Below are 22,676 nucleotides of genomic sequence, written 5' to 3'. Positions count from 1 at the left end.
GCCATGCGTCCTGCCACCCTGCTGTGTGCCACGGTTCTCGCTCTGCTGCCGTCGATAGCGTTGGCAGCGGCACCGCTGGCACCTCCGGATGCAGGCATCGATGGACTGATGCAGGCCTACGACGGCCAAGTGCCGGGCGCAGCGGTGCTGGTGCTGCACGACGGGCAGCCGGTGTTCCGTCGCGGCTACGGCCTGGCCGTGGTTGAAGATGGCAGCGCAGTCACGCCGACCAGCAACTTCCGCCTGGCCTCGGTCAGCAAGCAGTTCACCGCTGCGGCGGTGCTGTTGCTGGTCGAGGACGGTCGCCTGGCGCTGGACCAGCCCGCGCGGCGCTGGCTGCCGGAACTGCCGCCCGCTGCTGCCGGCATCACCCTGCGCCAGTTGCTGTCGCACACCAGCGGCCTGCTGGACTACGAAGACCTGATGGACCCTGCCGACACCCGGCAGGTGCACGACACCGATGTGCTGGCGCTGTTGGCCCGCGAAGATCGACTCGCCTTCGCACCCGGCAGCCAGTACCGCTACAGCAACAGCGGCTACGCACTGCTGGCGCTGATCGTCGGCCGCGCCGCCGGCAGCGACTTTGCCAGCTTCCTGCAGCAGCGCATTTTCCAGCCGCTGGGCATGGCGCATACCGTCGCCCACCAGGACGGGGTCGACCAGGTCGCGCAGCGGGCCTATGGCTACAGCGAAGTTGACGGACGTTGGCAACGTACCGACCAGAGCACCACCAGCGCCGTGCTCGGCGACGGCGGCATCTACTCCTCGCTGGACGACCTCGCCCGCTGGGACGCGGCCCTGTACGACGACCGCCTGCTGTCGACCGCATCACGCAAGGCCATGTTCAGCCCGGCCACCGCCACCACCGAAGCGGACGTACCGCACTACGGCTTCGGCTGGCGCCTGAACGGCCGCATGCACTGGCACAGCGGCGAGAGCATCGGCTTCCGCAACGTGATCCTGCGCTACCCGGACAAGCACCTGACAGTCATCGTGCTGAGCAACCGCAACGCCCCCGAACCCTATCCGCTGGCGCTGAAGATCGCCCAGCGCTGGCTGGACACCCTGCAATGACCACCACGACCACCGGCCTGCTGGGCATCCACCATGCCGCACTGATCTGCAGCGACTACGCCCGCTCGAAAGACTTCTACGTGCGCGTGCTGGGCCTGCGCATACTGGCCGAGAACCACCGCGCGGCACGCGACTCGTGGAAACTGGACCTGGCCCTGCCCGATGGCGGCCAGCTGGAGCTGTTCTCCTTCCCCTCGCCCCCCGCACGGCCCAGCCGCCCCGAAGCCCAGGGCCTGCGCCATCTCGCGTTCCGGGTAGCCGCGCTGGAACCCTTCGTCGAACGCCTGGCCCGCCACGGCGTCGAATGCGAACCGATCCGCGTGGACGAATACACCGGCCGCCGCTTCACCTTCTTCGCCGACCCCGACGACCTGCCGCTGGAGCTGTACGAGATCGGTTGAGCGATTTTCAATCGCGGAAATTCATCCACGCATGGCATGGATCTGCGTGTCGACCAAGGTCGACACCCACCAAGAGCAGGCAATGCCATTCCAACCGATCGCGGGAACCTGTCGAAGGCGGGGTGGGTCCGGTTGCGGGGGTGTCCGCGGCATGGATGCCGCGGCCAAGCCCCCATGGATGGGTTTACGGCGTCCCCCGCAACCGGACCCACCCCGCCATCCCACGGAATGCACGCTGTTGCCGTTGCCGTTGCCGTAGCGGGTGCCGGGCGCAGCCCGGCCAAAGCCCCCCTTCCCCATACCCCGCCGAATGGGTATACAGTCGACCCGTACCGGCATCGTGCCGGAATGAACCCTGGGAGGGGACCATGCGCAAGACCTTCAAGACCCTGCTGCTGGCGCTGCCGCTGTGCCTGGCCGCGCTTTCCGCGCAGGCCGCCGACAGTGCCGCCGGCCGCTGGAAGACCATCGACGACAAGACCGGCAAGGTGAAGTCGATCGTCGAGATCAGCCAGGCCGCCAACGGCACGCTGTCCGGCAAGGTGGTCGAGATCCTGCACTCGGACAAGGGCCCGAACCCGGTCTGCGATGGTTGCGAGGGCGCCAACAAGAACAAGCCGGTGAAGGGCATGACCATTCTCTGGAACCTGAGCCAGGACAAGGGCACCACCAGCAAGTGGTCCGGTGGCACCATCCTCGACCCGGCCAACGGCAAGACCTATCGCTCGAAGATCGAGCTGCAGCCGGGTGGCGGCAAGCTGGACGTGTCCGGCTGCATCGCCTTCATCTGCCGCGCGCAGACCTGGGTCCGCGAGTAAGCGTCACGGCCCCGGCAATGCCCTGGTGACCCGGCTCCGGCCGGGTCACCGCGTTGCGGGCATGCGATAATCCCCGGTTCCCCCTGGCTGCACCCCGTGACCATGACCCGTACCGCGCTCGTCACCACCGCCCTGCCCTACGCCAACGGCCCGCTGCACCTGGGCCACCTGGTCGGCTACATCCAGGCTGACATCTGGGTGCGGGCGCGTCGAATGAGTGGCGGCAAGGCCTGGTTCGTGTGCGCCGACGACACCCACGGCACGCCGATCATGCTGGCTGCGGAAAAGGCCGGGGTCACCCCGGAAACCTTCATCGCCAACATCCAGGCCAGCCACGAGCGCGATTTCGCCGCCTTTGGCGTCGCCTTCGACCATTACGACTCGACCAACTCCGCCGCCAACAAGGCGCTGACCGAAGCGTTCTACCTGAAGCTGGAAGCGGCCGGCCACATCAGCCGCCGTTCGGTGGCGCAGTTCTACGACCCGGCCAAGGGCATGTTCCTGCCCGACCGCTACGTCAAGGGCATCTGCCCGAACTGCGGCAGCGCCGACCAGTACGGCGACAACTGCGAGGTCTGCGGCGCCACCTATGCGCCGACCGACCTGAAGGAGCCGCGCTCGGTGATCTCCGGGGCCACCCCGGAAATGCGCGATTCGGAGCACTTCTTCTTCGAGGTCGGCCATTTCGACGGCTTCCTGCGCGACTGGCTGGCCGGCGATGTCGCCCTGCCGGGCGTGAAGGCCAAGCTGGGTGAATGGCTCAACGCCGAAGGCGGCCTGCGTGCGTGGGACATCTCGCGCGATGCGCCGTACTTCGGTTTCGAGATTCCCGGCCAGCCGGGCAAGTACTTCTACGTCTGGCTGGACGCGCCGATCGGCTACCTGTCCAGTTTCCAGACCCTGTGCAGCAGGATCGGCGAGGACTTCGAAGCGCACCTGCGCGCGGGCACCAGCACCGAGCTGCATCATTTCCTCGGCAAGGACATCGTCAATTTCCATGGCCTGTTCTGGCCGGCGGTGCTGCACGGCACCGGCCACCGCGCGCCGACCCGCCTGCATGTCAACGGCTACCTGACCGTCGATGGCGCGAAGATGAGCAAGTCGCGCGGCACCTTCGTGATGGCGCGTACGTTCCTCGATGCCGGCCTGGAGCCGGAGGCACTGCGTTACTACTTCGCCGCCAAATCCGGTGGTGGCGTCGACGACCTCGACCTGAACCTGGGCGACTTCATCGCGCGCGTCAACGCCGATCTGGTCGGCAAGTTCGTCAACCTCGCCAGCCGCTGCGCCGGTTTCATCAGCAAGCGCTTCGATGGCCAGTTGGCCGCGCAGCTGCCCGACGCGGCGCAGTACCAGCGCTTCGTCGATGGCCTGGCGCCGATCCGTGAGGCATACGAGCGCAACGACCCGGCCGCGGCAATCCGCCTGACCATGACCCTGGCCGATGAAGCCAACCGCTACATCGACGACGTCAAGCCGTGGGTGATCGCCAAGCAGGAAGGCGCCGACGCGCAGCTGCAGGCGGTCTGCAGCCAGGGCCTGAACCTGTTCCGCGTACTGGTCACCGCCCTGAAGCCGGTGCTGCCGGCCACCGCGGCGCAGGCCGAGGCCTTCCTGGCCGCGCCGGTGAATGACTGGACCGAGCTGGCGCAGCCGCTGCTGAGCCACCGCATCACCGACTACACCCCGCTGTTCACCCGTATCGACCCGAAGAAGATTGACGCCATGATCGACGCCTCCAAGGACACCCTGACCGCCGCTGCCCCCGCAGCCCCCGCTGCCAAGGTTGAAGCAAGCAAGCCCGCCGCACCGGTAGTGGCCAAGGACGAAGCAAAGAGCGCCGACGCGCCGGCCTACATCGGCATCGACGACTTCGCAAAGCTCGACCTGCGCATCGGCAAGGTGCTGGTGTGCGAGTTCGTGGAAGGCTCGGACAAGCTGCTGCGTTTCGAACTGGATGCCGGCGACCTCGGCAAGCGCCAGATCTTCTCCGGCATCCGCGCCAGCTACGGCGAGCCGGAAGCGCTGGTCGGCCGCAGCGTGGTGTTCATCGCCAACCTGGCACCGCGCAAGATGCGCTTCGGCCTGAGCGAAGGCATGATCCTGTCGGCCGGTTTCGATGGCGGCGCGCTGGCGCTGCTGGACGCCGACAGCGGCGCGCAGCCGGGCATGCCGGTTCGTTGATGCAGTACGGGCGCGGCCCTGGCCGCGCCCGGTCATGAGCACCGCGAAGGGAGGTACCGTGATGGGAGATGCTGCGTTGGAACTGGCGCTGTTCGACTTCGACCACACTGTCACCACCTGCGACACCTATGGCCGCTTCCTGCGCCGGGTCGCCACCGCCGAACAGCTGGCACAGGCCTGGTGGAAAGTCGGCCCGTGGCTGCTGGCCTACAAGCTGAAACTGATCTCCGCCGAGCGCATCCGCGCACGGGTGACCCGGTTGACCTTCAGCGAGCGCCACGCCGATGACATCGAGACGCTGGCTGCGGGCTTCTCCCGCGAGTTCCTGCCCGATGTCGTGCGCCCGGAAATGCTGGAGCAGATCCGTTGGCACAAGGAGCAGCAGCACACCGTGGTGGTGGTGTCCGGTTCACTGGACCTGTACCTGCGGCCGTGGTGCGAACAACTGGGCCTGCAGCTGATCTGCAATCGACTGGAAAGCGAAAGCGGACGCCTGACCGGCCGCTACGCCGGTGGCGATTGTGGTCCGCGCAAGGTCGAGCACATCCGCCGCCAGTTCGACCTGTCGCGTTACACACGCATCCATGCCTACGGTGACAGCGCGGAGGATCGCCCGATGCTGGCCCTGGCGCACGAGCGCTGGTACCGCGGCAAACCCCTGAAGTAACCCAACGCGCAGCCTTCGCCACGCATGAGCCTGATTCCGCCCCTGACCGAACGCCTGGACCGCTTGCTGCCGCAGACCCAATGCGGGCAATGCGGTTACGACGGCTGTCGCCCGTATGCGCAGGCGATGGCACGTGGCGAGGCTGGCGTGGATCGTTGTCCGCCCGGCGGCGATGCCGGTGCGCGGGCGTTGGCGCAGGTGCTGGGTGTGCCGGCGTTGCCGTTCGATCGCAGCCGGGGCGAGCACAAGCCGCCGCAGGTGGCGTTGATCGTGGAGGCTGACTGCATCGGTTGCACCAAGTGCATACAGGCGTGCCCGGTGGATGCGATCGTCGGCGGGGCGAAGTACATGCACACGGTGATCGCCGATCTGTGCACGGGGTGCGAGTTGTGTATTCCACCGTGCCCGGTGGATTGCATCGAGCTGGTGTTGGTGTAGGTTTTTTTTTGCGACGCCGCGGCGTCGCGTTGCGCTGAGAGCAACAGCAACAGCAACGGCAACAGCTGGGAGCGTCGGCTGCCTGGGTTTGATGATCTGGGCGGGTGGGCGGGCAACTGCAATGCCATGGCTGGGATGTTGGTGGGTGCGGACCTTGGTCCGCACTATCTGTCCGATGTCATGAACCGTCGTCGCAATCGACCTTGCCTGCGCACGCTGGCGACTATCGAATCACGATGCATGTCGCAGATTGCTCGGTCTATCGCGACCGTGGCGCCACCTGCGTTCGAGGCGGCTTAACAGCATGCAAAAATGCCGGAAACCTCCTGACGTTGCGGGCATTGCAACTTGTCTGATTGGCATTCCGCTACGACGGGTTTACAGATGGTGAGCCGCCGAAAAAGGGTGGCCGGGTGTCGAAAACCCGCGACGCAAGATGTTGTTTACGCTTGCCAGCCGGCGTCACCTTGCGTGGCGCCGGCTGGCAATCCGTCTGCCGGTCATGGCGGGCGGAGCGTGGGGGCTTTCGGGTCCACCGGTTTCGTCTTGCGTCCCGGTTTTCGAGCCACGTCTCCGTCCGCCACCTTTGAGTGGCGGCTACCGTCTGTCCTGCACGGAGCCTTGCCATGAACGCATCGGATTTCCCCCATCTGCACGCCTACCTCGGCCCGGCAGACGCCGACGAGGACACGGAACCGTCGCCATCGCTTGATCCCACCACGCTGGTTGCGACCCTGCGGCGCATCGGTACCGGCGCCGCCGCTGACGGTCAGCCGTGGCCGGAGCGGCATCAACTTCCCAGCCGGTGCATGGCGCTGGCCGATGCCGATTGCGCGCTGGCCGGGCTGCGCGTAGTGCAGGAGGTCCTGCTGGCCGCCGAACGCACCCGGCAGAACGGCACGCCGGAGGAATACGTCGGCGACCGGGTCATGGAAGGCCTGATGCTGGCCTGCCTGGCCTTGTGCACGCAGGCAAGCACACGACTGCAGCCGCAGCTGTAACGGATGTTGCAGCGTCAGCTTCCCCGGCGAACGGGGTCAGATCCCTTTCCCGGAGGAAAAGGGATCTGACCCCTGTCCGGTCATTACGGCACTGCCGCCGTAACGATGATCTCGACCTTCCATTCGGCGTGCGCAAGCTTGGCTTCAACCGTGGCGCGGGCCGGGGTCGCGCCCTCCACCACCCACTCGTCCCACGCCTTGTTCATGCCCTCGAAATCGGCCATGTCGGCCAGGAAAATCTCCGCACGCAGCACGTGCTGGCGGTCACTGGCCACCAGCGCCAGCAGCTTGTCGATCTCGGCCAGCACCTGCCGGGTCTGGCCGGTGATGTCCTGGCTGGTGTCTTCCGGAATCTGGCCGGAAAGGTAGGCGACCTTGTTGTACACGGTCATCTCGGACATGCGCGGTCCGACGTCGTAACGCTCCATCATGGGCGTGGCTCCTGCGGGTGGTCTGGACTGCATTCTCACCCAGCCGGCGTTGGAAGTGTGTGCCCGGTGCGGCCACTGGATACCGCCACCACCAGCACAGCGGCAGTGCTGGTCAAACGGCGTGGACAGGCGCACGATGCGCCACGCCTGCGTTGACACCGCCCTCGCCCTTTCTGACGCACCCTTGCGCCGATGACCGCACCCACCGATTCCACTGCCTCCCCTTCCACACCGACCTGGAAGCGGGTCGTCACCATCGTCGTCCCGCTGTTGATCCTCGCGCTGGCCCTGCATGGGCTGGCCGGCGAATTCGACGAGCATGGCTACCGCGCCATCCGCCAGGCCTTCCGCGAGCTCAGCGCTGCGCAGATCGCGCTGACCGTGCTGCTCGGCCTGGCCAGCTACGCCTGCCTGATCGGCTTCGATGCGATCGGCCTGCGCCGCAGTGGTATCCGCGTGCACCCGGCACGGATCGGCATCACCGCCTTCCTCGCCCACACCCTGGGCCAGACCGTGGGCTTTGCCGCCCTCACCGGCGGCGCAGTGCGCCTGCGCGGCTACCGCAGTGCCGGCCTGGACCTGGCGCAGATCGGCCAGGTGGTGCTGATGAGCACACTCGGCTTCATCTTCGGCGCGTGGCTGCTGATCGGCGTTGCGCTGTGCATGGAGCCGGCCGCTGCCGCGCTTGCGCTGCCGCTGGACCCCGGCGCGGTGCGCGTGGTCGGCATCGTCGCGCTGCTCGCCTATGCGGCCACCTTCGTCCTGGTCGGCCGCAACGGTCGCCAGTTCCGCATCTTCGGCCATGGCCTGTGGCTGCCCGACCGGCGCACCATGCTCGGGGTCACCGTGTTGAGCGTGGTTGAACTGGTCCTGGCCAGTGCCGCGTTCTATGTGCTGCTGCCCGATTCCACGCCGACCGGCCTGCCCGGTTTCGTCGGCCTGTATCTGGTGGCCGTGCTGGCCGGCCTGGTGTCGACGGTACCGGCCGGCCTTGGCGTGTTCGAGTGGAGCCTGCTGAAGCTGCTGCCGCAGGTAGCGCCGGCTGCGGTGCTGGCGGCGGCATTGATCTACCGCGTCAGCTACTACGTGCTGCCGCTGCTGCTGGCGACTGTGCTGGCCCTGGCGCCCGCGCTGCGGCAGCCGCTGCAGGCCAGCGCAGGTGCCACCCGCGCCGGCTGGTACGCGCTGCGTCCGTGGTTGCCGCAGATCATCGCGCTGGCCGCCTTCAGTGTCGGTGCCGCGCTGGTCATCGACGGCACCCTGCCCACACCGCGACGGCACCTGATCAATGCCTCGCTGCCGATCCTGGAAACCTCGCACCTGATCGGCAGCCTGGCCGGCGTCGCCCTGCTGCTGATCGGCCAGGGCCTGGCCCGCCGCAGCCACGCGGCCTGGATGCTGGCGATGGCGATCTGCGTGATCGCGCCGCTGCCGATCTGGCTGCGCGGTGGCCAACCGCTGATCGCCTTGTCGGCGTTGCTGGTGGCGATGGCGCTGTGGGCAGCACGTCGCGAGTTCTATCGCCAGGGCGCGCTGCTGGACGAAGCCTGGTCGTGGCCATGGCTGCGCAACCTCGGCCTGGTGCTGGTGGCGGTGACGTGGCTGCTGTTCTTCACTTACAGCCACGTCGAATACCAGAACGAGCTGTGGTGGCAGTTCGCCGTGTCCGGCAATGCGCCGCGCGCGCTGCGTGCACTGCTGCTGGTGGCGATGGCGCTGGTGATGTTCGGCCTGGCGCGGCTGCTGCACAGCACGCGCAGCCCGCTGCCGCCTGCCGACGACGCAACCCTGCAGGCGCTGGCACCGGTGCTGGCCGGTGCCACCGACACCCAGGCCTGCCTGGTGCTGACTGCCGACAAGGCGGTGCTGCGCGATGAGCAGCACAAGGGCTTTGTGATGATGCAGCGCTACGGCGGCTCGCTGATCGCGATGGGCGATCCGGTCGGGCCACCGGAGGTGGCGCGCGCACTGATCTGGCGCTTCCGCGAAGAAGCCGACCGTCTCGGACTGCGCCCGGTGTTCTACCAGGTGGGTGAGGCGTATTGGCAGACCTATCTCGATCTCGGCCTGGGCCTGGTCAAGCTGGGCGAAGAGGCCATGGTGCCGCTGCACGACTTCGGTCTGGAAGGCCGCGAGCGTGCCGACCTGCGGCAAGCCTGGAACCGCGGCAAGCGCGGAGGGCTGTCCTTCCGCGTAGCACCGGCGGAAGAGATCCCTGCCCTGCTGCCACGCCTGCATGCGATTTCCAACGCCTGGCTGGAGGACAAGTCAGGCGACGAGAAGGGCTTCTCGCTGGGCAGCTACGACCCGGATTATCTCGTGCGTTTCCCGATCGCCCTGGTCGAAGCTGAAGGTCGGATCGTGGCCTTTGCCAACCTGTGGCAGGCACCGGCAGGCGCCGAACTGTCGGTGGATCTGATGCGTCATGTCAGCGATGCACCGAAGGGCACGATGGATTTCCTGTTCATCGAGCTGTTCCTGTGGGGCCGCGCGCAGGGCTACGCACGGTTCTCGCTGGGCATGGCGCCGCTGTCCGGCCTGGCCCAGCACCGTCTGGCCGGTCGCTGGAACCGCCTGGCCGGCCTGCTCGCACGGCATGGCGAGCGCTTCTATGGCTTCAGCGGCCTGCGCAGGTTCAAGTCGAAGTTCGATCCGCAGTGGCGACCGCGCTACCTGGCCGCGCCCGGCGGCATGCACCTGCCGGCTGCACTGCTGGATGCCACGCGGCTGATCTCGCTGGACCCGCGACGCAACTGACGCCCCGATCCGCCGGGCATGGCCCGGCGCTACCTGATGGATCGTCCGCACGGGTAGCGCCGGGCCATGCCCGGCGGTGGTCCCATGAGACCGATTACGCGCCGCCCTTGAGGATCACCTCGGCCAGGCGATCGTAGTCACCGCCGAAGTGATGGTCACCGGGCAACTTGACCTTGTGCACGCCGTCGTTGCCCGGCAGATCGGGGCACAGCGCATCCTCGTCCTTGTCGCCGTACACGCACAGGGTCCTGGCCGCCGGCAGCTTCGCCACTTCCGGCGCGATCGGCAGGCCGCCGCCACCGCCGCCCAGCCAGTTGCTGACATGGAATTCAAAGTCGGCATTCCTGCCCACCGACAGCAGCACGATGCGCTCGAGGCCGGCGCGGGTGCCTGCATCAAGCTGGTTGATGGTGGCCGGCAGCACGTCGGCGCCCTGCGAGAAACCGATCAGCATCACCTTGTCGCGCTGCCATTGCTGGCGGTAGTGGCCGATGATCTTCTGCAGATCGACAGCGAATCCCTGCGGCGTGCGTTCGCTCCAGAAATAACGCAGCGAATCGATGCCAACCACCGCCACGCCATGTTCGGCCAGGGCGCCGGCCACGTCCTTGTCCAGGCCGGCCCAGCCGCCATCGCCGGAAACGAACACCGCCAACGTGTCACCGCTGCCCTGCGCCGGCACTTCCACTACCGGCAGCCCCTTCAGGGCATCCGGCGGCGGTGCCAGCGCGACCCCGGCCTGCGCGCCGATCACCCGCGCGGCGGCCACCAGCCCCGGTGTCGCATCGCCAGCGGCGGTGCGCTTGAATTCACGCGCCATTGCAACCTGCTGCACGAACGGGCCAGCGCTGTTGGTCGAGCACCCCGGCGCGCCGGCCGCGTTCAACCACGGGAAATTCAGTTCGCTGGGCTGCAGGCGGTCGTGCTTCACGCCATCACCGCAGACCATGCGCTCGTGCACATGTGCCGGGCAGAATCCCGAGGTCAGCAGGCCGGCAAAGACCTGGGTGTCGGCCTGCGCTGCCAGCGCATAGGCCAGTTCGGCGCCTTCGCCGCTGCCGCCGACCAACGGCAGGTGATACCCCGGCAGATGCAGGAACGCCTGTACCCAACGCGAGAAATTCTCGACATCGCCCGCGCCGAACGCGCAGCTGCTGTTGCCTTCGCGCTTGAGCACGCCACGCAGGTGGGCCACATCCACCGATGCGACCAGTGCACCATCGGCGCGCAGCGCTTCAATCGGCATGCGGCTGTCATCGGCATCGGCGCCGTCATGGAACCAGATCACCACCCGTTGCGGTGCCCCGGCCGGAACATGCACCGGCACCTGATCGAAACGTCCATGGCTGACCTGCTGCACTGACGCCACCGCTGGCACCGCCGCCAGCGCCAACACCAGTCCCATCGCCCTGCCCAGCCCTGCACGCATCGTTTCGCATCCCGTTGGAATGCGCACACGATACGCCGCCGCTGCGTGCACGGCACGTACCGGTACAGGCGCCCTGCAATCGGGCAGGTGGTTGATTCAGCGGGTGCCGGCGGTACGCCCGCGGCGATACAGCGCCAGCGCCAACCACAGCAGCCAGCCGACGATCACCGCGATCACCAGTTTCTGCCCCAGCCCACGCGGTGGGCCACCGCGCCACAGCACGTGTACCCACAGCAGCACGAAGGCCAGCCATGCCCAGCCCCACAACAGCGCCGCACTGCCCCGCCAGCCTGGCTCGCGGCGCAGGTACCAGGCCTGCAGCAGCATGCCGACGCTGGCGCACAGGAAGGCGGTATTGGCGGCCAGGCCGTGGATCAACGGCGCCAGCAACGGCGTTGCCGCGGGTAGCCAGCTGTCACCGATGGCGACGGTGGCCAGGCCAACGGCAGCCACGCAGAACAACAGCGGTGCCGCAGCGCTGCGCCGCGGCCCCACGCTGTGCCGATACAACGCGATACCGAGCACGGCGATGGCCAGTGCCAGCAGGCAGTAGGCGCTGCGTAGCGCCAGGCCCCACGGCCCATGCAGGTACAGGCTCAAGGTGGCCTTCACCCAATCCAGATCGGCCCGCGCGAACTGCGTCCACAACGCGGTCGCCACGAACAACAGCAGTGCCACCAGCGCCAGCGTCGCGGCCGGACGCGCCCGCGTCATGGGCCAGCGTCCGGATGCCGTGCCAGCCACTCAGCCAGCGCCTTGCGATAACGCTGCAGCTCCTCGGCGTACAGGTCGAGCACGCACAACGGGCAGCCACTGCCGCAGCATTCGTTGGGGCCGGGTTCTTCCGGCGGCAGCGGACGGGGATCGGCAGGAGTATCGGAGACGGTCACGGCTGCAAACAACACCACGCAATGGCAGGTGGGTAGTGTAGCGGCGCGCTCAGGCGCCCAGTTGGCGGCGCAGGTTGGACCGCGCGGCGGCATCAAGCTGCTGGTCGAAAAAGTCGCTGAGGAAGATACGCGGCGCGCGCAGCAGCCCCTGCAGGAAGCGGCGGCGTCCGGCGCGGTACAGGAAGCCCGGCACCACGCCTTTGTACTCTTCGGCCACGCCGCGGTCATACGCGGCAAACACCTCCTCGGGTGCCGCCAGGATCGCCATGTCGCAGTCGAGGAACAGCGCCGCTTCGGCATCGACATCGGCCGGGCCCAGCTCGCCATGGCGGGCGGTGAGCAGGATCAACTGCTCGACCCGGCCGGCATCGACCGATGCGAGCTCGGGCCAGTCTGCGATCGCCTGCAGGGCCAGCGCGGCCGACCTGGCCTCGTTGTCCTTGCGGCCGGCCTGGTAGATCGCATCGTGGTACAGCACTGCCAGATAAACCTCGGCCGGCTGCTGCCAGCCCGGACCTGCAGCCACCTCCTGGCAATGCTGCAGCACCGCGCGCACATGGCCGAAGTGGTGGTAGGCGCGCGGTGGCGTCGCATAGGCATCCTGCAGTGCCTGCCAATGCGCGGGAGCGAGAGTCAGCGGGGCGAAGTCCATGCAGGGATGATCCTGCCCTTGGCACCGCCGGGCAAGCTGGCTGTTTTTTCACCAGCCACTCACATCCCGTGCCGGGCAAGGGCGCAGGACAGTTGTCCACAGGTTTGTCGCGTGCTGGTCCACACCGGCTGTGGACGAAGCGCAGCGCCGATCGCCGGTGGATGCGGACCGCCACGCGCGGGTCTACACTGGCCGCAGGCGGGAGCGCCCGCCGCCGCCGGAAACCGTCATGCGCCGTCTTGCCGCCCGATGCTTTCTCCTGTCACTGGCTGCGCTCGGCGCGCCAGCCCTGTCCGCGCAGGATGCTCCAGCCGCTGCGCCCGCCATCCCGACCATCTCCAGCGTAAAGGTCACCGCCGCCAGCGTGCCGACACCCGAACAGGTGCTCGCGATCCCGCCGGCAATGCGCGAGATGCTGCAGAAGCAGGTGATCAGCCGCAGCTACTCGCGCGACCAGCGCCTGCAGGCGCTGGTGGAGATGATCTTCAGCCAGCACGGCCTGGACCTGCAGTACGACGCCGATGCGACCTACACCGTCAGCGAGATCTGGCAGCACCAGCGCGCCAACTGCCTCGCCTTCACCCTGCTGTTCGTCACCCTCGCCCGTGAGGCCGGCATCCAGGCGCGGGTGCAGGAAGTCGGCCAGGTGGTGTCGTGGTACCAGGACCAGGACCAGGGCGTGGTCTACAACGTCGGGCACGTCAACGCCGGCGTGGATGTCGGTGGCCGCTACGGTACGGTCGACCTGGACCGCAACGTGCTGTACGACCGCCACGGGCCGCAACCGATTGGCCGTGAACGGGCGCTGGCGCACTACTACAACAACCGGGGCGCGGAGCAGCTGGCCGATGGCGACCTGAGCGGAGCACGTGCCTTCTTCGATGCCGCGCTGGCGCAGGACCCGGAGTTCGCCTCGACATGGAACAACATCGGCGTGCTCGACAACCGCCTGGGCGATGACCAGGCGGCCCGCACGGCGCTGGACACGGCGTTGCGACTGGACGGACGCCAGAGTGCAGCGCTGAACAACGCCAGTGCGCTCTATCGCAAGCTGGGCATGACGGCGCAGGCGGAAGCCATGCAGAAGAAGCTGCAGTCGGTGCAGCGCGAGGACCCGTTCGCGCAGTACATGCAGGGTGCCCAGGCCGAACGCGCTGGCGACCTGGACAAGGCGATCACGTACTACCGGCGGGCGGTGCGCCTGTACGACACCGCGCACCAGTTCCACTTCGGCCTGGCGCGGGTGTATTTCCTGACGGGCCGGCTGCAGCGTGCGGACCGCGAACTGCTGCGGGCGCAGGAACTGGGCGGATCAACGCAGCAGGCACGCTACCAGGCCAAGCTGGACAGCCTGGCCCGCTGGCGGGCGCAGCAGGCCAAGCGCTGAGGCGCGATCAGGCCTTCTTGAGGAAGCAGGTCTTCAGCACCAGGCCCTTGATCTTGTCCGAGTTGCCCTCGATGTGCTCGGCATCGTCTTCGACCAGGCGGATGTTGCGGATCACGGTGCCCTGCTTGAGCGGGATTGAGGAGCCCTTGACCTTCAGGTCCTTGATCACGGTGACGGTGTCGCCGGTCTGCAGGGTATTGCCGTTGCTGTCACGCACGACCAGGGTCGAACCGGTACCTTCTTCGGCCGTCCACTCGAAGCCGCAGTCGGCGCAGATCCACAGCGCGCCATCGGCATAGGTGTTTTCCAGGGTGCACTGCGGGCAGGCGGGAACAGAAGACATTGCAAGTACCTCAAAATGAATCAACAGCGGCCATTGTAACCGCCCTGCCTTTTCGTTCATTTTCCGACGTCGGTCCGGACCGGACCTCGCCCCACCCCGCCCGAGGCAGGCACCGGAACTTGCAGCGCGCGGCAAACTCCAGCAGAGTGCGCGGCCCCTGATCGTCCCCGGACCTCCCCATGCGCCTCGGCATCGACTTCGGTACCAGCAACTCCGCCGCCGCCATCGTGCGTGATGGGAAGCTGCTGCCGATCCGCTTCGGCGAGGCCGAACAGTTCCGCACCAGCGTGTACTTCCCCGGCGTGGTGCCCGACCCGGACGATTTCCAGCTCGACGCCGGGCAGGAACACGAACTGCAGCAGCTGATCGACAGCGCCGCCCGTGCAGCCCGCGCCGCTGGCCAGGAGCGCACGCCGCAGGCCCTGCGCCGCGAGGCACTGCGCGCCCTGCGCCGGGAATGGATGGAGGCTCGCGCCGGAAAGGAACGCAGCGCCAGCGACCTGCTGCAGAACGCCGTCTATGGCGACGACGCGCTGGAAGCGTATTTCGAGGAGCACGAAGGCAACCTCGTGCAGAGCCCGAAGTCCATGCTCGGCTACAACCTGCACCCACGCGCGCGGCAGACCATCACCGGCATTGCCGCGCACATCCTCGAACACATCCGCTTGACCGCCAGCGCCCAGCTCGGCCAGCCGCTGCGCAGCGCCCTGCTCGGCCGCCCGGTGCAGTTCCGCAGCTCGATCGGCGAAGCCGGCAACGACCAGGCCTTGGACATCCTGCGCGAAGCGGCCGGCCAGGCTGGTTTCGACCACATCGATTTCCTTGAAGAGCCTGCCGCCGCAGCGATGCATTACCACGCTGAAAGCCGCGATCGCCATCAGGCGGTGATCGTCGATATCGGCGGCGGCACCACCGATATCGCGCACGCCGAAGTGGGCGGCAGCCAGGCCCCGCGCATCCACCGTGCCTGGGGTATTGCCCGCGGCGGCACCGATATCGACCTGGCCCTGAGCCTGTCCGGCTACATGCCGCTGTTCGGCCGCGGCATCACCCGCGTGCCCACCCACCACTACGTGGAAGCGGCCACCGTGCAGGACATGACCCGCCAGCGCGAGTTCCGCCAGCACAACTACGACAACGTCGACGCGCCGTGGGGCGCGCGCCTGCAGGCGCTGCAGGACACCGGCAACACCGCCCGCCTGTACCGCGATGTCGAGCGCGCCAAGATCGCCCTCAGCGGTGCCAGCGAACACCGCAGCACGCTGGATTACATCGCCCGCGACCTGCACGTGGACAACAGCGCCGACGGCCTGGCCGCCGCCGCCCATGGCTACCTGAGCCAGATCCGCGAACTGCTGGCCCAGGTCCGCAGCGACATCGGCGGCGACCCTGACGCGGTGTTCCTGACCGGCGGCATGTCCCGCGCCGGCTACCTGCGGCAGGCCGCTGCCGAGGCGTTCCCGGGCGCCCGGATGGTGCACGGCGAGCCCTCGCTGGGGGTCGTCCAGGGCCTCGCGCTGGCGGCAGCCAGCCGGGATTAACAAAACGTTACGCGGTCTGAGCTACCCTTGGCCGGCTAGAAAACCGCTGCACCTTCCGCTGGCCTCGCCGGTGTGTGTACCCATGGTGCAGCCTGACCCGCCCAGCGGGTCTGGCGACCATGCCCTCTGGCTCGATCATGGTCCGCGTATTACCCGAGCCGCCATCGAGACCCGCTTTGGGCACCCGCCAGGCCCCTGTGGCCGTACAACCTGACGCTGAACCAGCACCCATCGACTGCCGCCGTTGTGACGCGGTCTGTTGCCGGTTGCCGGTCCTGCTGCAGCCCGGCGACCACGTGCCCGGCCAGTTCCTGTCGCGCGATGCACACGGCCGTGCCGTGATGGCGCGCAACGAGGAAGGCTGGTGCGCGGCGATCGATCCGTATCACCTGCGCTGCACGATCTATTCGCAGCGCCCGGCGATCTGCCGCCAGTTTTCGATGGGCGGCGACGACTGCCGCCGCGAGCGGCAGGACTACCTGCGCCAGGCTGAATCCTGCGCGCTTTCCTCCCCTTCCACCTGACAGGAGCAACCATGCCCCGCAAGGCAAAGACCCCCGCGAAGGCCAGCAACAGCATCCGCAGCGAACGCAAGGGCGCATCCGCCAGCACCGTGGTCAACAGCGACTCGATCGCCTCCGACCTGGCCGCGTTCCGCAAGAGCGGTGGCAAGATTGAAGTTCTCGGTACCACCTGGGCGCTGAAGAAAGCCAGCTGACCCTCCCCCGACCGCGGCGGCGCTGCCGCCGCGGCCTGCCGGGCCGCGCTCAGCGGTCCAGGCGCACCTGCACACTACCCGAGTGCGACTGCACGCGGATATCGCCGTCGCCGCTGCCCAACCGCGCATCCAGGCTGCTGCCCGGCCCATAGCGCGGCCGCTCCACCTTGCCGGCGTCGCTGTTGATCGACCCGCTGAAGCTGTTCACTGACAGCTGCGCCGACACCGTACGCGGCAGGCGCAGGCTGACCGAGGCACTGACCGACTCGACGTTGATGCGCCCGCCTGGTGCCAGTGCCGTCGCCGACAGGTCGATGCCTCCGGATACCGTCTCCACCACCAGGCGCTGGATGCGACCGGCATCGACGCCTACCCGGCCAGACACCGTCTGCGCCCCGATCTCCCCGGAAACGCCCCCGCCAGCCTCGATCCGGCCGCTGACCGTGTTCACGTCCAGCCGCGGGGTCTGCAACCGCGCAGTGACATTGCCGCTGACCGTATTGAGCACGCTGTCGCCACTACGACCGGCGGCGGCAAGGTTGCCGCTGACGGTATCTGCCTGCAGCCGCCGCACGTCCACGCCACTGATGTCCTGGTCGGCACTGACCGTGCTCAGCAGCAGCTCCACCGAGCGCGGCACGTTGAGGGTCAAGGTGGCGCCGCCATTGTTGCCGCGTCGCGGATACTCGATTTCCCAGCGCACCCGGTTGGCACTCTTTTCCTGGCGCAGCTGCAGGCCGTCGCTGAGCGTGCCGGTGAGCTGCACGTCATTGCGGTCCCAGCCGCGTACAGTCACCTTGCCAGCGACGTTGCTCAGTTCAATGCGGCCGCCTGCAGCAACATTGTGGCGTTCATCGACGCGTGTATCGGCCAGCGCCATGGCGGGCACCAGCAGCAGGGCCGCGCAGAGAGGGAAAAGGGTTCGCATCGGGGGGTCTCCTCAGGTTGTCAGACCGGAGGCGGCCTGGGCCGCCTGCCGGGTCAGTTCGAGCCGCAGCGCATAGGTCCGCTTGAGCTGTCCAAGCAGGTGCGGCGCACGCGGGTCCTGCGCCATCGCGGCGCGGATCTGTTCCGCGCTGCGATCCAGTTCATGCAGCGCGGGCTGCCACTCCGGCGCAGTGCCATCAGGCAGCGACGCCACTGCCTGCCGGTACTGTTCGGTCATCGCATCGGCCTGCAGCTGCAGGCCGCTGGGTGCAGGCAGCAACTCGGGCGCGTGCCGCCACGGCGCCACCGCGTAGAGCGCGAGGCTGGCTGCCAACGCCGCGCCAACCGGCAGCCACCAGCGTCGACGGGTGCGCAGTGGCAAGGCCACCACGTTGTCCAACGGCGCCTGCGCGGCAACCGGCTCGCGGGGTGGCAACCGCGCCGACAGGCGTTCCCAGCCATCGGCCGGTGCGCTGCGTTCCGCGGGAAGGGCGCGCAGGCGCGCCAGCAGGTCGTGATCGGGGTCGTGCGTACTCATGTCATGTCTCCCAGGCGCGCGCGCAGCAGGCCACGCGCGCGATGCAGCTGTGCTTTGGAACTGCCGACCGCCATCTGCAGCTGGCCGGCGATTTCATGGTGTTTCCAGCCTTCGATATCGTGCAGCACCAAGACCGCACGCGCGCGCGGCGGCAGGGTCGCCAACGCGCGCTCCAGGTCGCGTTCGGTGCCGGCGCAGCCGTCATGCACCGCCATCTCCGGCAGCCCACCGTCCACGTCGTCCAGGCTGTCGTGGTCATGCCCGGCGGCACGACCGCGCAGTTCCATCAGCGCGGCGTTCACTCCCAACCGATGCAGCCAGGTCGACAGGCTGCTCTCGAAACGGAAGCCGGGCAGTGCCTTCCATGCCTGCAGGAACGCTTCCTGCAGTGCATCCTCGGCACGCGCCTGCTGCCCGCCACACAGCCGCCACAGGGTGGCAAAAACCCGCGGCGCATGCTGCCGATACAGCTGTTCATAGGCAGCGGTATCGCCGCCCGCCGCTGCACGTACCAAGGCGGTTTCGTCGACGACGTCGTTGGCGGCAGGCGGCGCGGGCATGGTGGTGTCGAGCATATCCGTTGGATGCGGCCTGCCGGAAAAAGGTTTAGATCTTCCGGAGCGCTTTTCGGTTGCAACCTTTTCGCGCCTGGCTGCATCCATCACAGGTCCCCCGCAGGCCTGCCCGGCCAGGAGCCTCCCATGTCCAGCCCTTCCTGCGCCGCCCTGCTGGCGATCGCGGCCTGCATGCTGCTGCAGGCGTTCGACGTTTCCCTGCACTGGCGTGCCGAAAGCGGCCGCGCCTGCCTGCAGCAGCACAAACAGGACCTTGTCTGCCTTGCCTGGGCACAGGCGGTCGAAACGTCGACACGCGCCGGGTAACATCAAGCCCCGTTTCCGTCACACGTTGTCGCCCCATGATGTTGTCGCTGAAGGACCACCTGCCCGCCTGGACCCACCCCTGGCTGCATGACATCGGGATCGCCCTGCAGATCCTGATCACCCTGCTCGCCGCTTGGCTGCTGCGGGTGCTGGCGCGGCGCCTGATCCGCCGCTTCGCCGACCACTACACGCTGCCGCCGGAAATGGTGATGGGCGCGCGCCGGATCACCAGCTTCGTGGTCTATTTCAGCGCGGTGCTGTACATCCTCAGCCTGCTCGGCGCATCGCCCTCGGTGCTGTGGACGGCCTTCACCGGTTTCGCTGCGGTGGGCGCGGTGGCGTTCTTCGCGGCCTGGAGCGTGCTGTCCAACATCTTCTGCACGCTGCTGATCTTCACCACGCGACCGTTCCGCCTGCATGACTACATCGAAGTGCTGGAGAACGGCGAAAAGCCCGGGCTGAAGGGCCGGGTGATCGACGTGAACCTGATCTACACCACGCTGCAGGAAACCGGCAACGGCCACGAGGGCACGGTGCTGCAGCTGCCGAACAACCTGTTCTTCCAGCGCACGGTGCGGCGCTGGCGCGATCCGACGCAGGCGCCTGGCGGCATCCAGGGCGACGGCTGAGGGGATTGTTCGGCAGGGCTGCGCCCTGCACCCGCAGAGGCCTTCAAACCAAGGCAACGTCAACGTCAACGTCAAAAGCCGGCATTCCGTGGGATGGCGGGGCACTGTGGGTGTGCGGGGACGCCGTGAATCCATCCCTGGAGGCTTGGTCGCGGCATCCATGCCGCTCACACCTCGCAAACCCACAGCGCCCCGCCTTCGACAATTCCCGGCTGCTGTTGGTAGGTGTCGACCTTGGTCGACACGTAGATCCACGCCATGCGTGGATGCTCTTCGATCCAATATCGAAATATTCGATTTCCATCGGAATTCATCCACGCATGGCGTGGATCCAACAGACCCCTGGAAACTGTCAGAGGCGGGGTGGTGTGGGGCTGCAGGACCGTTGGCGCCATGGATGGCGCCATCGAGCCCCCAAGGGTGAGGGCGCTTTGCTTGCGAAGCACTGCTTCGCAAGCGCCCGAACGCACAGCCGCCAGCGGCTGGGCCGGACCGCGGAGCGGGGTTTACGGCGTGTCCTGCAACCCCACACCGCCCCGCCATCCCACGGAATGCCGCTCTTGCTCTTGCTGTTGCTGTTGCTCTCAAGGTTGCCGGCCAGCGGCCGGCACTACCGCGGGTGCAGGGCCCAGCCCTGCCGAACACCCTTCACCGCAGTTGGCTGTCCTTGCTGCCCCGGCGGTTGTAGCCACTCTGCGCCTGTTCCTCTTCGTCGTGCGCCTGCTGACAGTTCACGCACAGCCGTACGCCAGGCACTGCCTGACGCCGCGCCAAGGGAATTGGCGCGTCGCATTCCTCACAGTGTTCCAGACCCGGGCCCTGGCGCAGCTGGCGCCGCGCGCGGGCAATCGCATCGTCGACGGTGGCGTCGATCTGGTCCTGGACCGCGCCATCTCCGGCCCAACCGGTAGCCATGGCCATCCTCCGCAGGTGTGTCGCCTGATATGGGGACAATACACCCCGCCGCAATCGGTAGCGCCGGGCCATGCCCGGCGGACGCTGCGGCCGGTTCAGCGCCGCCTTACCAGACCAGGTCGTCGGGGACCTGGAACTGTGCGTAGTAGGCGTCGTCCTCGGCGTTGCCGGTGGAGATCTCGGCGCTGGAGCCGGGCGTGCCATGGTCGACGATGATGGCTTCCGGGGCGCGTTCACGCACCTTCTCCGCTGCCGCGCGTGGCAGCACCGCGTAGCCATCGCCATGGGCCACAATGACCAGCACGCCCACCGACAGTGCCTTGCGCAGCTTGGTATCGATCAACAGGGTGCGGATCACCGCGCCATCGCTGAAGCGGTACTCGTCCTCGCCCTTGTGCGGCACGGCGTGGGCGCTGATGATCTGCTTGGCCTGCGCCTTGCGCTCAGCCTGCTTGGCCTGCGCGTTGCGCTCGGCAGCCAGCGCACGGTCACGCTCGATCTTCTCGGCGCGCGCGCGTTCAGCTTCACGCTGGACCTCCGCCGACGTCGACTCGGCCTTGCCCTGGCGGGCCTTGGCCTGTTCACGCGCGGCGGCACTGGCCTGCGACTTCTTGGCCAGGCCGGCCTTGAGCAATTGTTCCTGCAGCGCGTTGGGCTTTGCCATGGTCGATACGTACCGCGTGTAATCTGGATGCCCCATTCTACCGACGCGCCGACGCCCCTGCATGGCTGTCCTGAAGTACCTCACCGGCTACCCCGAACCCCTGGTCGCCCAGGTCAGCGATCTGCTGGCACAGGGCAAGCTCGGCCCCTGGCTGCAGCAGCGCTACCCCGACCTGCATGAGGTGCGCAGCGACCGCCAGCTGTACGACTACACCCAGGACATGAAGGATCGCTACCTGCGCAAGTCGGTGCCGCTCAACAAGGTCTGCTACGACAACACGCTGGAGGTCATCAAGCATGCCTTGGGCACCCACACCGCCATTTCCCGTGTACACGGCGGCCGGCTCAAGGCCAGCCGCGAGATCCGCATCGCCACCGTGTTCCGGCAGGCGCCAGCCGCCTTCCTGCGCATGATCGTGGTGCACGAGCTGGCCCATCTGAGGGAGGCCGACCACAACAAGGCCTTCTACCAGCTGTGCCAGCACATGGAGCCGGATTACCTGCAGCTGGAGTTCGATACCCGCCTGTACCTGACCGAGCTGGCCAACCGCGGCCAGCGCTGAGCCGGCGTAGCGGCTACACTGCGCGCCCCCTGCCCGACCTTTCGCCATGGAACCGACCCGACTCGACAAACGCCTGTCCGCCCTGCTCGGCATCCCGCGTGGTGAAGCGCGGCGCTATATCGAGGGCGGCTGGGTCAGCGTCGATGGCGAAGTGGTGGAACAGCCGCAGCGCCCGGTGGACGAGAGCGCCAGCATCGTGGTGGCCGAGCAGGCCAGCGACAGCAAGGCCGAGCGCGCCAGCATGCTGCTGCACAAACCGGCGGGCGTGCCAGCCGATGCCCTGTGCGCGCTGATCCGTACCGAGACCCGCAGCGAACTGGATGCCAGCGACATCCGTCCGCTGCAACGGCATTTCCACGGCCTGCAGCTGGCATCCTCGCTGCCGGCCGACGACAACGGGCTGGTGGTGGTCAGCCAGGATCCGGCGGTGCTCGCGCACCTGCAGCGCAACCTGGGCCGCACCGAACAGGAGTACCTGGTCGAAGTGGCTGAAGGCGGCCCGGAACGTGGCCCGTGGCTGATGGCCCGGCTGCAGCATGAAGCAGGCGGCCCGAAGGTCAGCTGGCAGAGCGAGCAGCGCCTGCGTTTTGCAGGCAAGGGACTGACCGCGAAGGGCCTGAGGACTGCGGTGACGGCTGCCGGCCTGCAGGTGGTGGCCGTACGCCGCCTGCGCATCGGCCGGGTGGCGCTGGGCCCGCTGGCCGTGGGCCAGTGGCGCTATCTGGGCAGCGACGAGCGGTTCTGAGTCACGGCGCTTCATCCACGCATGGCGTGGATCTACCGTTGGCGCTTCATCCACGCATGGCGTGGATCTACCGGTGACAGTTCA

At 67.7% G+C, this 22,676-nt stretch carries 27 protein-coding genes; 16 read left to right on the top strand and 11 right to left on the bottom strand.

The window, feature by feature from the left end:
* The first annotated feature begins 3 nt into the window (after positions 1–3).
* The 7 genes from ABIA73_RS06850 (at position 4) to ABIA73_RS06820 (ending at position 6,583) form a co-directional block, all read left to right on the top strand.
* Positions 4–1,074, top strand: a complete 1,071-nt coding sequence (locus ABIA73_RS06850) for a serine hydrolase domain-containing protein (protein ID WP_059064765.1) — start codon at positions 4–6, stop codon at positions 1,072–1,074.
* Complete coding sequence (gloA2, locus tag ABIA73_RS06845) at positions 1,071–1,475, top strand: SMU1112c/YaeR family gloxylase I-like metalloprotein (RefSeq protein ID WP_025879087.1); 405 nt, start codon at positions 1,071–1,073, stop codon at positions 1,473–1,475. The genes ABIA73_RS06850 and gloA2 overlap by 4 nt, the downstream gene beginning before the upstream one ends.
* A gap of 368 nt (positions 1,476–1,843) precedes the next feature.
* On the top strand, positions 1,844–2,293 hold the full coding sequence (locus ABIA73_RS06840) for a DUF2147 domain-containing protein (RefSeq protein WP_025879086.1): 450 nt from the start codon (positions 1,844–1,846) through the stop codon (positions 2,291–2,293).
* 102 nt (positions 2,294–2,395) lie between these two features.
* Entirely contained in the window at positions 2,396–4,477 is a 2,082-nt protein-coding gene (gene metG / locus ABIA73_RS06835) for a methionine--tRNA ligase (RefSeq protein WP_301866821.1), read from the top strand.
* 76 nt (positions 4,478–4,553) lie between these two features.
* A complete protein-coding gene (locus ABIA73_RS06830; protein WP_025879084.1) occupies positions 4,554–5,144 on the top strand; it encodes an HAD family hydrolase in 591 nt (196 codons plus the stop codon).
* A 24-nt stretch (positions 5,145–5,168) separates the two neighbouring features.
* Positions 5,169–5,582: an Rnf electron transport complex subunit RnfB gene (rnfB, locus tag ABIA73_RS06825; protein WP_032952130.1), complete on the top strand. Its 414-nt coding sequence runs from the start codon at positions 5,169–5,171 to the stop codon at positions 5,580–5,582.
* Positions 5,583–6,208: 626 nt separating this feature from the next.
* Positions 6,209–6,583 carry a hypothetical protein gene (locus ABIA73_RS06820; RefSeq protein ID WP_223486224.1) on the top strand — a complete coding sequence of 125 codons (375 nt, stop codon included), beginning with the start codon at positions 6,209–6,211 and terminating at the stop codon, positions 6,581–6,583.
* An 83-nt stretch (positions 6,584–6,666) separates the two neighbouring features.
* Here ABIA73_RS06820 and ABIA73_RS06815 read toward each other — a convergent pair whose 3' ends face one another.
* Positions 6,667–7,014: a RidA family protein gene (locus tag ABIA73_RS06815; RefSeq protein WP_025879081.1), complete on the bottom strand. Its 348-nt coding sequence runs from the start codon at positions 7,012–7,014 to the stop codon at positions 6,667–6,669.
* A gap of 192 nt (positions 7,015–7,206) precedes the next feature.
* On the opposite strand from ABIA73_RS06815, the gene mprF reads away from it, so the two are divergent.
* Entirely contained in the window at positions 7,207–9,771 is a 2,565-nt protein-coding gene (gene mprF / locus ABIA73_RS06810; RefSeq protein ID WP_032977132.1) for a bifunctional lysylphosphatidylglycerol flippase/synthetase MprF, read from the top strand.
* 94 nt (positions 9,772–9,865) lie between these two features.
* Here mprF and ABIA73_RS06805 read toward each other — a convergent pair whose 3' ends face one another.
* From ABIA73_RS06805 to ABIA73_RS06790, 4 genes are all read right to left on the bottom strand, one after another.
* Positions 9,866–11,200: a virulence factor family protein gene (locus ABIA73_RS06805; RefSeq protein ID WP_279208971.1), complete on the bottom strand. Its 1,335-nt coding sequence runs from the start codon at positions 11,198–11,200 to the stop codon at positions 9,866–9,868.
* Positions 11,201–11,296: 96 nt separating this feature from the next.
* A complete protein-coding gene (locus tag ABIA73_RS06800) occupies positions 11,297–11,914 on the bottom strand; it encodes a DUF998 domain-containing protein (protein ID WP_059064767.1) in 618 nt (205 codons plus the stop codon).
* Entirely contained in the window at positions 11,911–12,090 is a 180-nt protein-coding gene (locus ABIA73_RS06795; protein WP_033832209.1) for an oxidoreductase-like domain-containing protein, read from the bottom strand. The genes ABIA73_RS06800 and ABIA73_RS06795 overlap by 4 nt, the downstream gene beginning before the upstream one ends.
* A 49-nt stretch (positions 12,091–12,139) precedes the next feature.
* The gene (locus ABIA73_RS06790; protein ID WP_059064768.1) at positions 12,140–12,742 is read right to left on the bottom strand and encodes an HD domain-containing protein; all 603 of its coding nucleotides are present in this window, start codon (positions 12,740–12,742) and stop codon (positions 12,140–12,142) included.
* Positions 12,743–12,971: 229 nt separating this feature from the next.
* On the opposite strand from ABIA73_RS06790, the gene ABIA73_RS06785 reads away from it, so the two are divergent.
* Entirely contained in the window at positions 12,972–14,129 is a 1,158-nt protein-coding gene (locus ABIA73_RS06785; protein ID WP_059064769.1) for a tetratricopeptide repeat protein, read from the top strand.
* 7 nt (positions 14,130–14,136) lie between these two features.
* On the opposite strand, the gene ABIA73_RS06780 is transcribed toward ABIA73_RS06785, so the two are convergent.
* A complete protein-coding gene (locus ABIA73_RS06780) occupies positions 14,137–14,472 on the bottom strand; it encodes a zinc ribbon domain-containing protein YjdM (RefSeq protein ID WP_025879075.1) in 336 nt (111 codons plus the stop codon).
* A 179-nt stretch (positions 14,473–14,651) separates the two neighbouring features.
* On the opposite strand from ABIA73_RS06780, the gene ABIA73_RS06775 reads away from it, so the two are divergent.
* The 3 genes from ABIA73_RS06775 (at position 14,652) to ABIA73_RS06765 (ending at position 16,731) form a co-directional block, all read left to right on the top strand.
* Positions 14,652–16,013 (top strand): Hsp70 family protein, encoded by a 1,362-nt coding sequence (locus tag ABIA73_RS06775; RefSeq protein ID WP_025879074.1) that lies wholly within the window; start codon positions 14,652–14,654, stop codon positions 16,011–16,013.
* Positions 16,014–16,243: 230 nt separating this feature from the next.
* Positions 16,244–16,537: a YkgJ family cysteine cluster protein gene (locus ABIA73_RS06770; RefSeq protein ID WP_051501656.1), complete on the top strand. Its 294-nt coding sequence runs from the start codon at positions 16,244–16,246 to the stop codon at positions 16,535–16,537.
* Between the two features lie 11 nt (positions 16,538–16,548).
* Positions 16,549–16,731 (top strand): hypothetical protein, encoded by a 183-nt coding sequence (locus ABIA73_RS06765; RefSeq protein WP_025879072.1) that lies wholly within the window; start codon positions 16,549–16,551, stop codon positions 16,729–16,731.
* A gap of 49 nt (positions 16,732–16,780) precedes the next feature.
* Here ABIA73_RS06765 and ABIA73_RS06760 read toward each other — a convergent pair whose 3' ends face one another.
* From ABIA73_RS06760 to ABIA73_RS06750, 3 genes are read right to left on the bottom strand one after another with little or no spacing between them, the layout of a single operon-like run.
* Entirely contained in the window at positions 16,781–17,659 is an 879-nt protein-coding gene (locus ABIA73_RS06760) for a DUF4097 family beta strand repeat-containing protein (protein WP_032977119.1), read from the bottom strand.
* Positions 17,660–17,671: 12 nt separating this feature from the next.
* Positions 17,672–18,196 (bottom strand): hypothetical protein, encoded by a 525-nt coding sequence (locus ABIA73_RS06755; protein ID WP_059064771.1) that lies wholly within the window; start codon positions 18,194–18,196, stop codon positions 17,672–17,674.
* Positions 18,193–18,771 carry an RNA polymerase sigma factor gene (locus tag ABIA73_RS06750; RefSeq protein ID WP_025879069.1) on the bottom strand — a complete coding sequence of 193 codons (579 nt, stop codon included), beginning with the start codon at positions 18,769–18,771 and terminating at the stop codon, positions 18,193–18,195. Before ABIA73_RS06750 ends, ABIA73_RS06755 begins: the two co-directional genes overlap by 4 nt.
* Positions 18,772–18,897: 126 nt before the next feature.
* Between ABIA73_RS06750 and ABIA73_RS06745 the strand changes: the two genes are divergently transcribed.
* Both ABIA73_RS06745 and ABIA73_RS06740 read left to right on the top strand, forming a co-directional pair.
* A complete protein-coding gene (locus ABIA73_RS06745; RefSeq protein WP_032977115.1) occupies positions 18,898–19,077 on the top strand; it encodes a hypothetical protein in 180 nt (59 codons plus the stop codon).
* A gap of 35 nt (positions 19,078–19,112) precedes the next feature.
* Positions 19,113–19,706 (top strand): mechanosensitive ion channel family protein, encoded by a 594-nt coding sequence (locus tag ABIA73_RS06740; RefSeq protein ID WP_025879067.1) that lies wholly within the window; start codon positions 19,113–19,115, stop codon positions 19,704–19,706.
* A 648-nt stretch (positions 19,707–20,354) separates the two neighbouring features.
* Here ABIA73_RS06740 and ABIA73_RS06735 read toward each other — a convergent pair.
* Both ABIA73_RS06735 and ABIA73_RS06730 read right to left on the bottom strand, forming a co-directional pair.
* Positions 20,355–20,621: a DksA/TraR family C4-type zinc finger protein gene (locus ABIA73_RS06735; RefSeq protein WP_025879161.1), complete on the bottom strand. Its 267-nt coding sequence runs from the start codon at positions 20,619–20,621 to the stop codon at positions 20,355–20,357.
* 106 nt (positions 20,622–20,727) lie between these two features.
* Positions 20,728–21,285, bottom strand: coding sequence for a DUF2058 domain-containing protein (locus ABIA73_RS06730; protein WP_025879162.1), 558 nt, complete (start codon positions 21,283–21,285; stop codon positions 20,728–20,730).
* Positions 21,286–21,346: 61 nt separating this feature from the next.
* Between ABIA73_RS06730 and ABIA73_RS06725 the strand changes: the two genes are divergently transcribed.
* Both ABIA73_RS06725 and ABIA73_RS06720 read left to right on the top strand, forming a co-directional pair.
* Positions 21,347–21,847: a M48 family metallopeptidase gene (locus tag ABIA73_RS06725; protein WP_354275574.1), complete on the top strand. Its 501-nt coding sequence runs from the start codon at positions 21,347–21,349 to the stop codon at positions 21,845–21,847.
* Between the two features lie 46 nt (positions 21,848–21,893).
* Positions 21,894–22,592, top strand: coding sequence for an RNA pseudouridine synthase (locus ABIA73_RS06720; protein ID WP_025879164.1), 699 nt, complete (start codon positions 21,894–21,896; stop codon positions 22,590–22,592).
* Positions 22,593–22,676 lie beyond the last annotated feature (84 nt).

Origin of the sequence: Stenotrophomonas sp. 2694, from assembly GCF_040548715.1 — a bacterium.
Taxonomy (GTDB): Bacteria; Pseudomonadota; Gammaproteobacteria; order Xanthomonadales; family Xanthomonadaceae; genus Stenotrophomonas; species Stenotrophomonas indicatrix.
The sequence above is the reverse complement of the archived record's forward strand: the minus strand, read 5'-3'. Positions and strand labels throughout refer to the sequence as shown.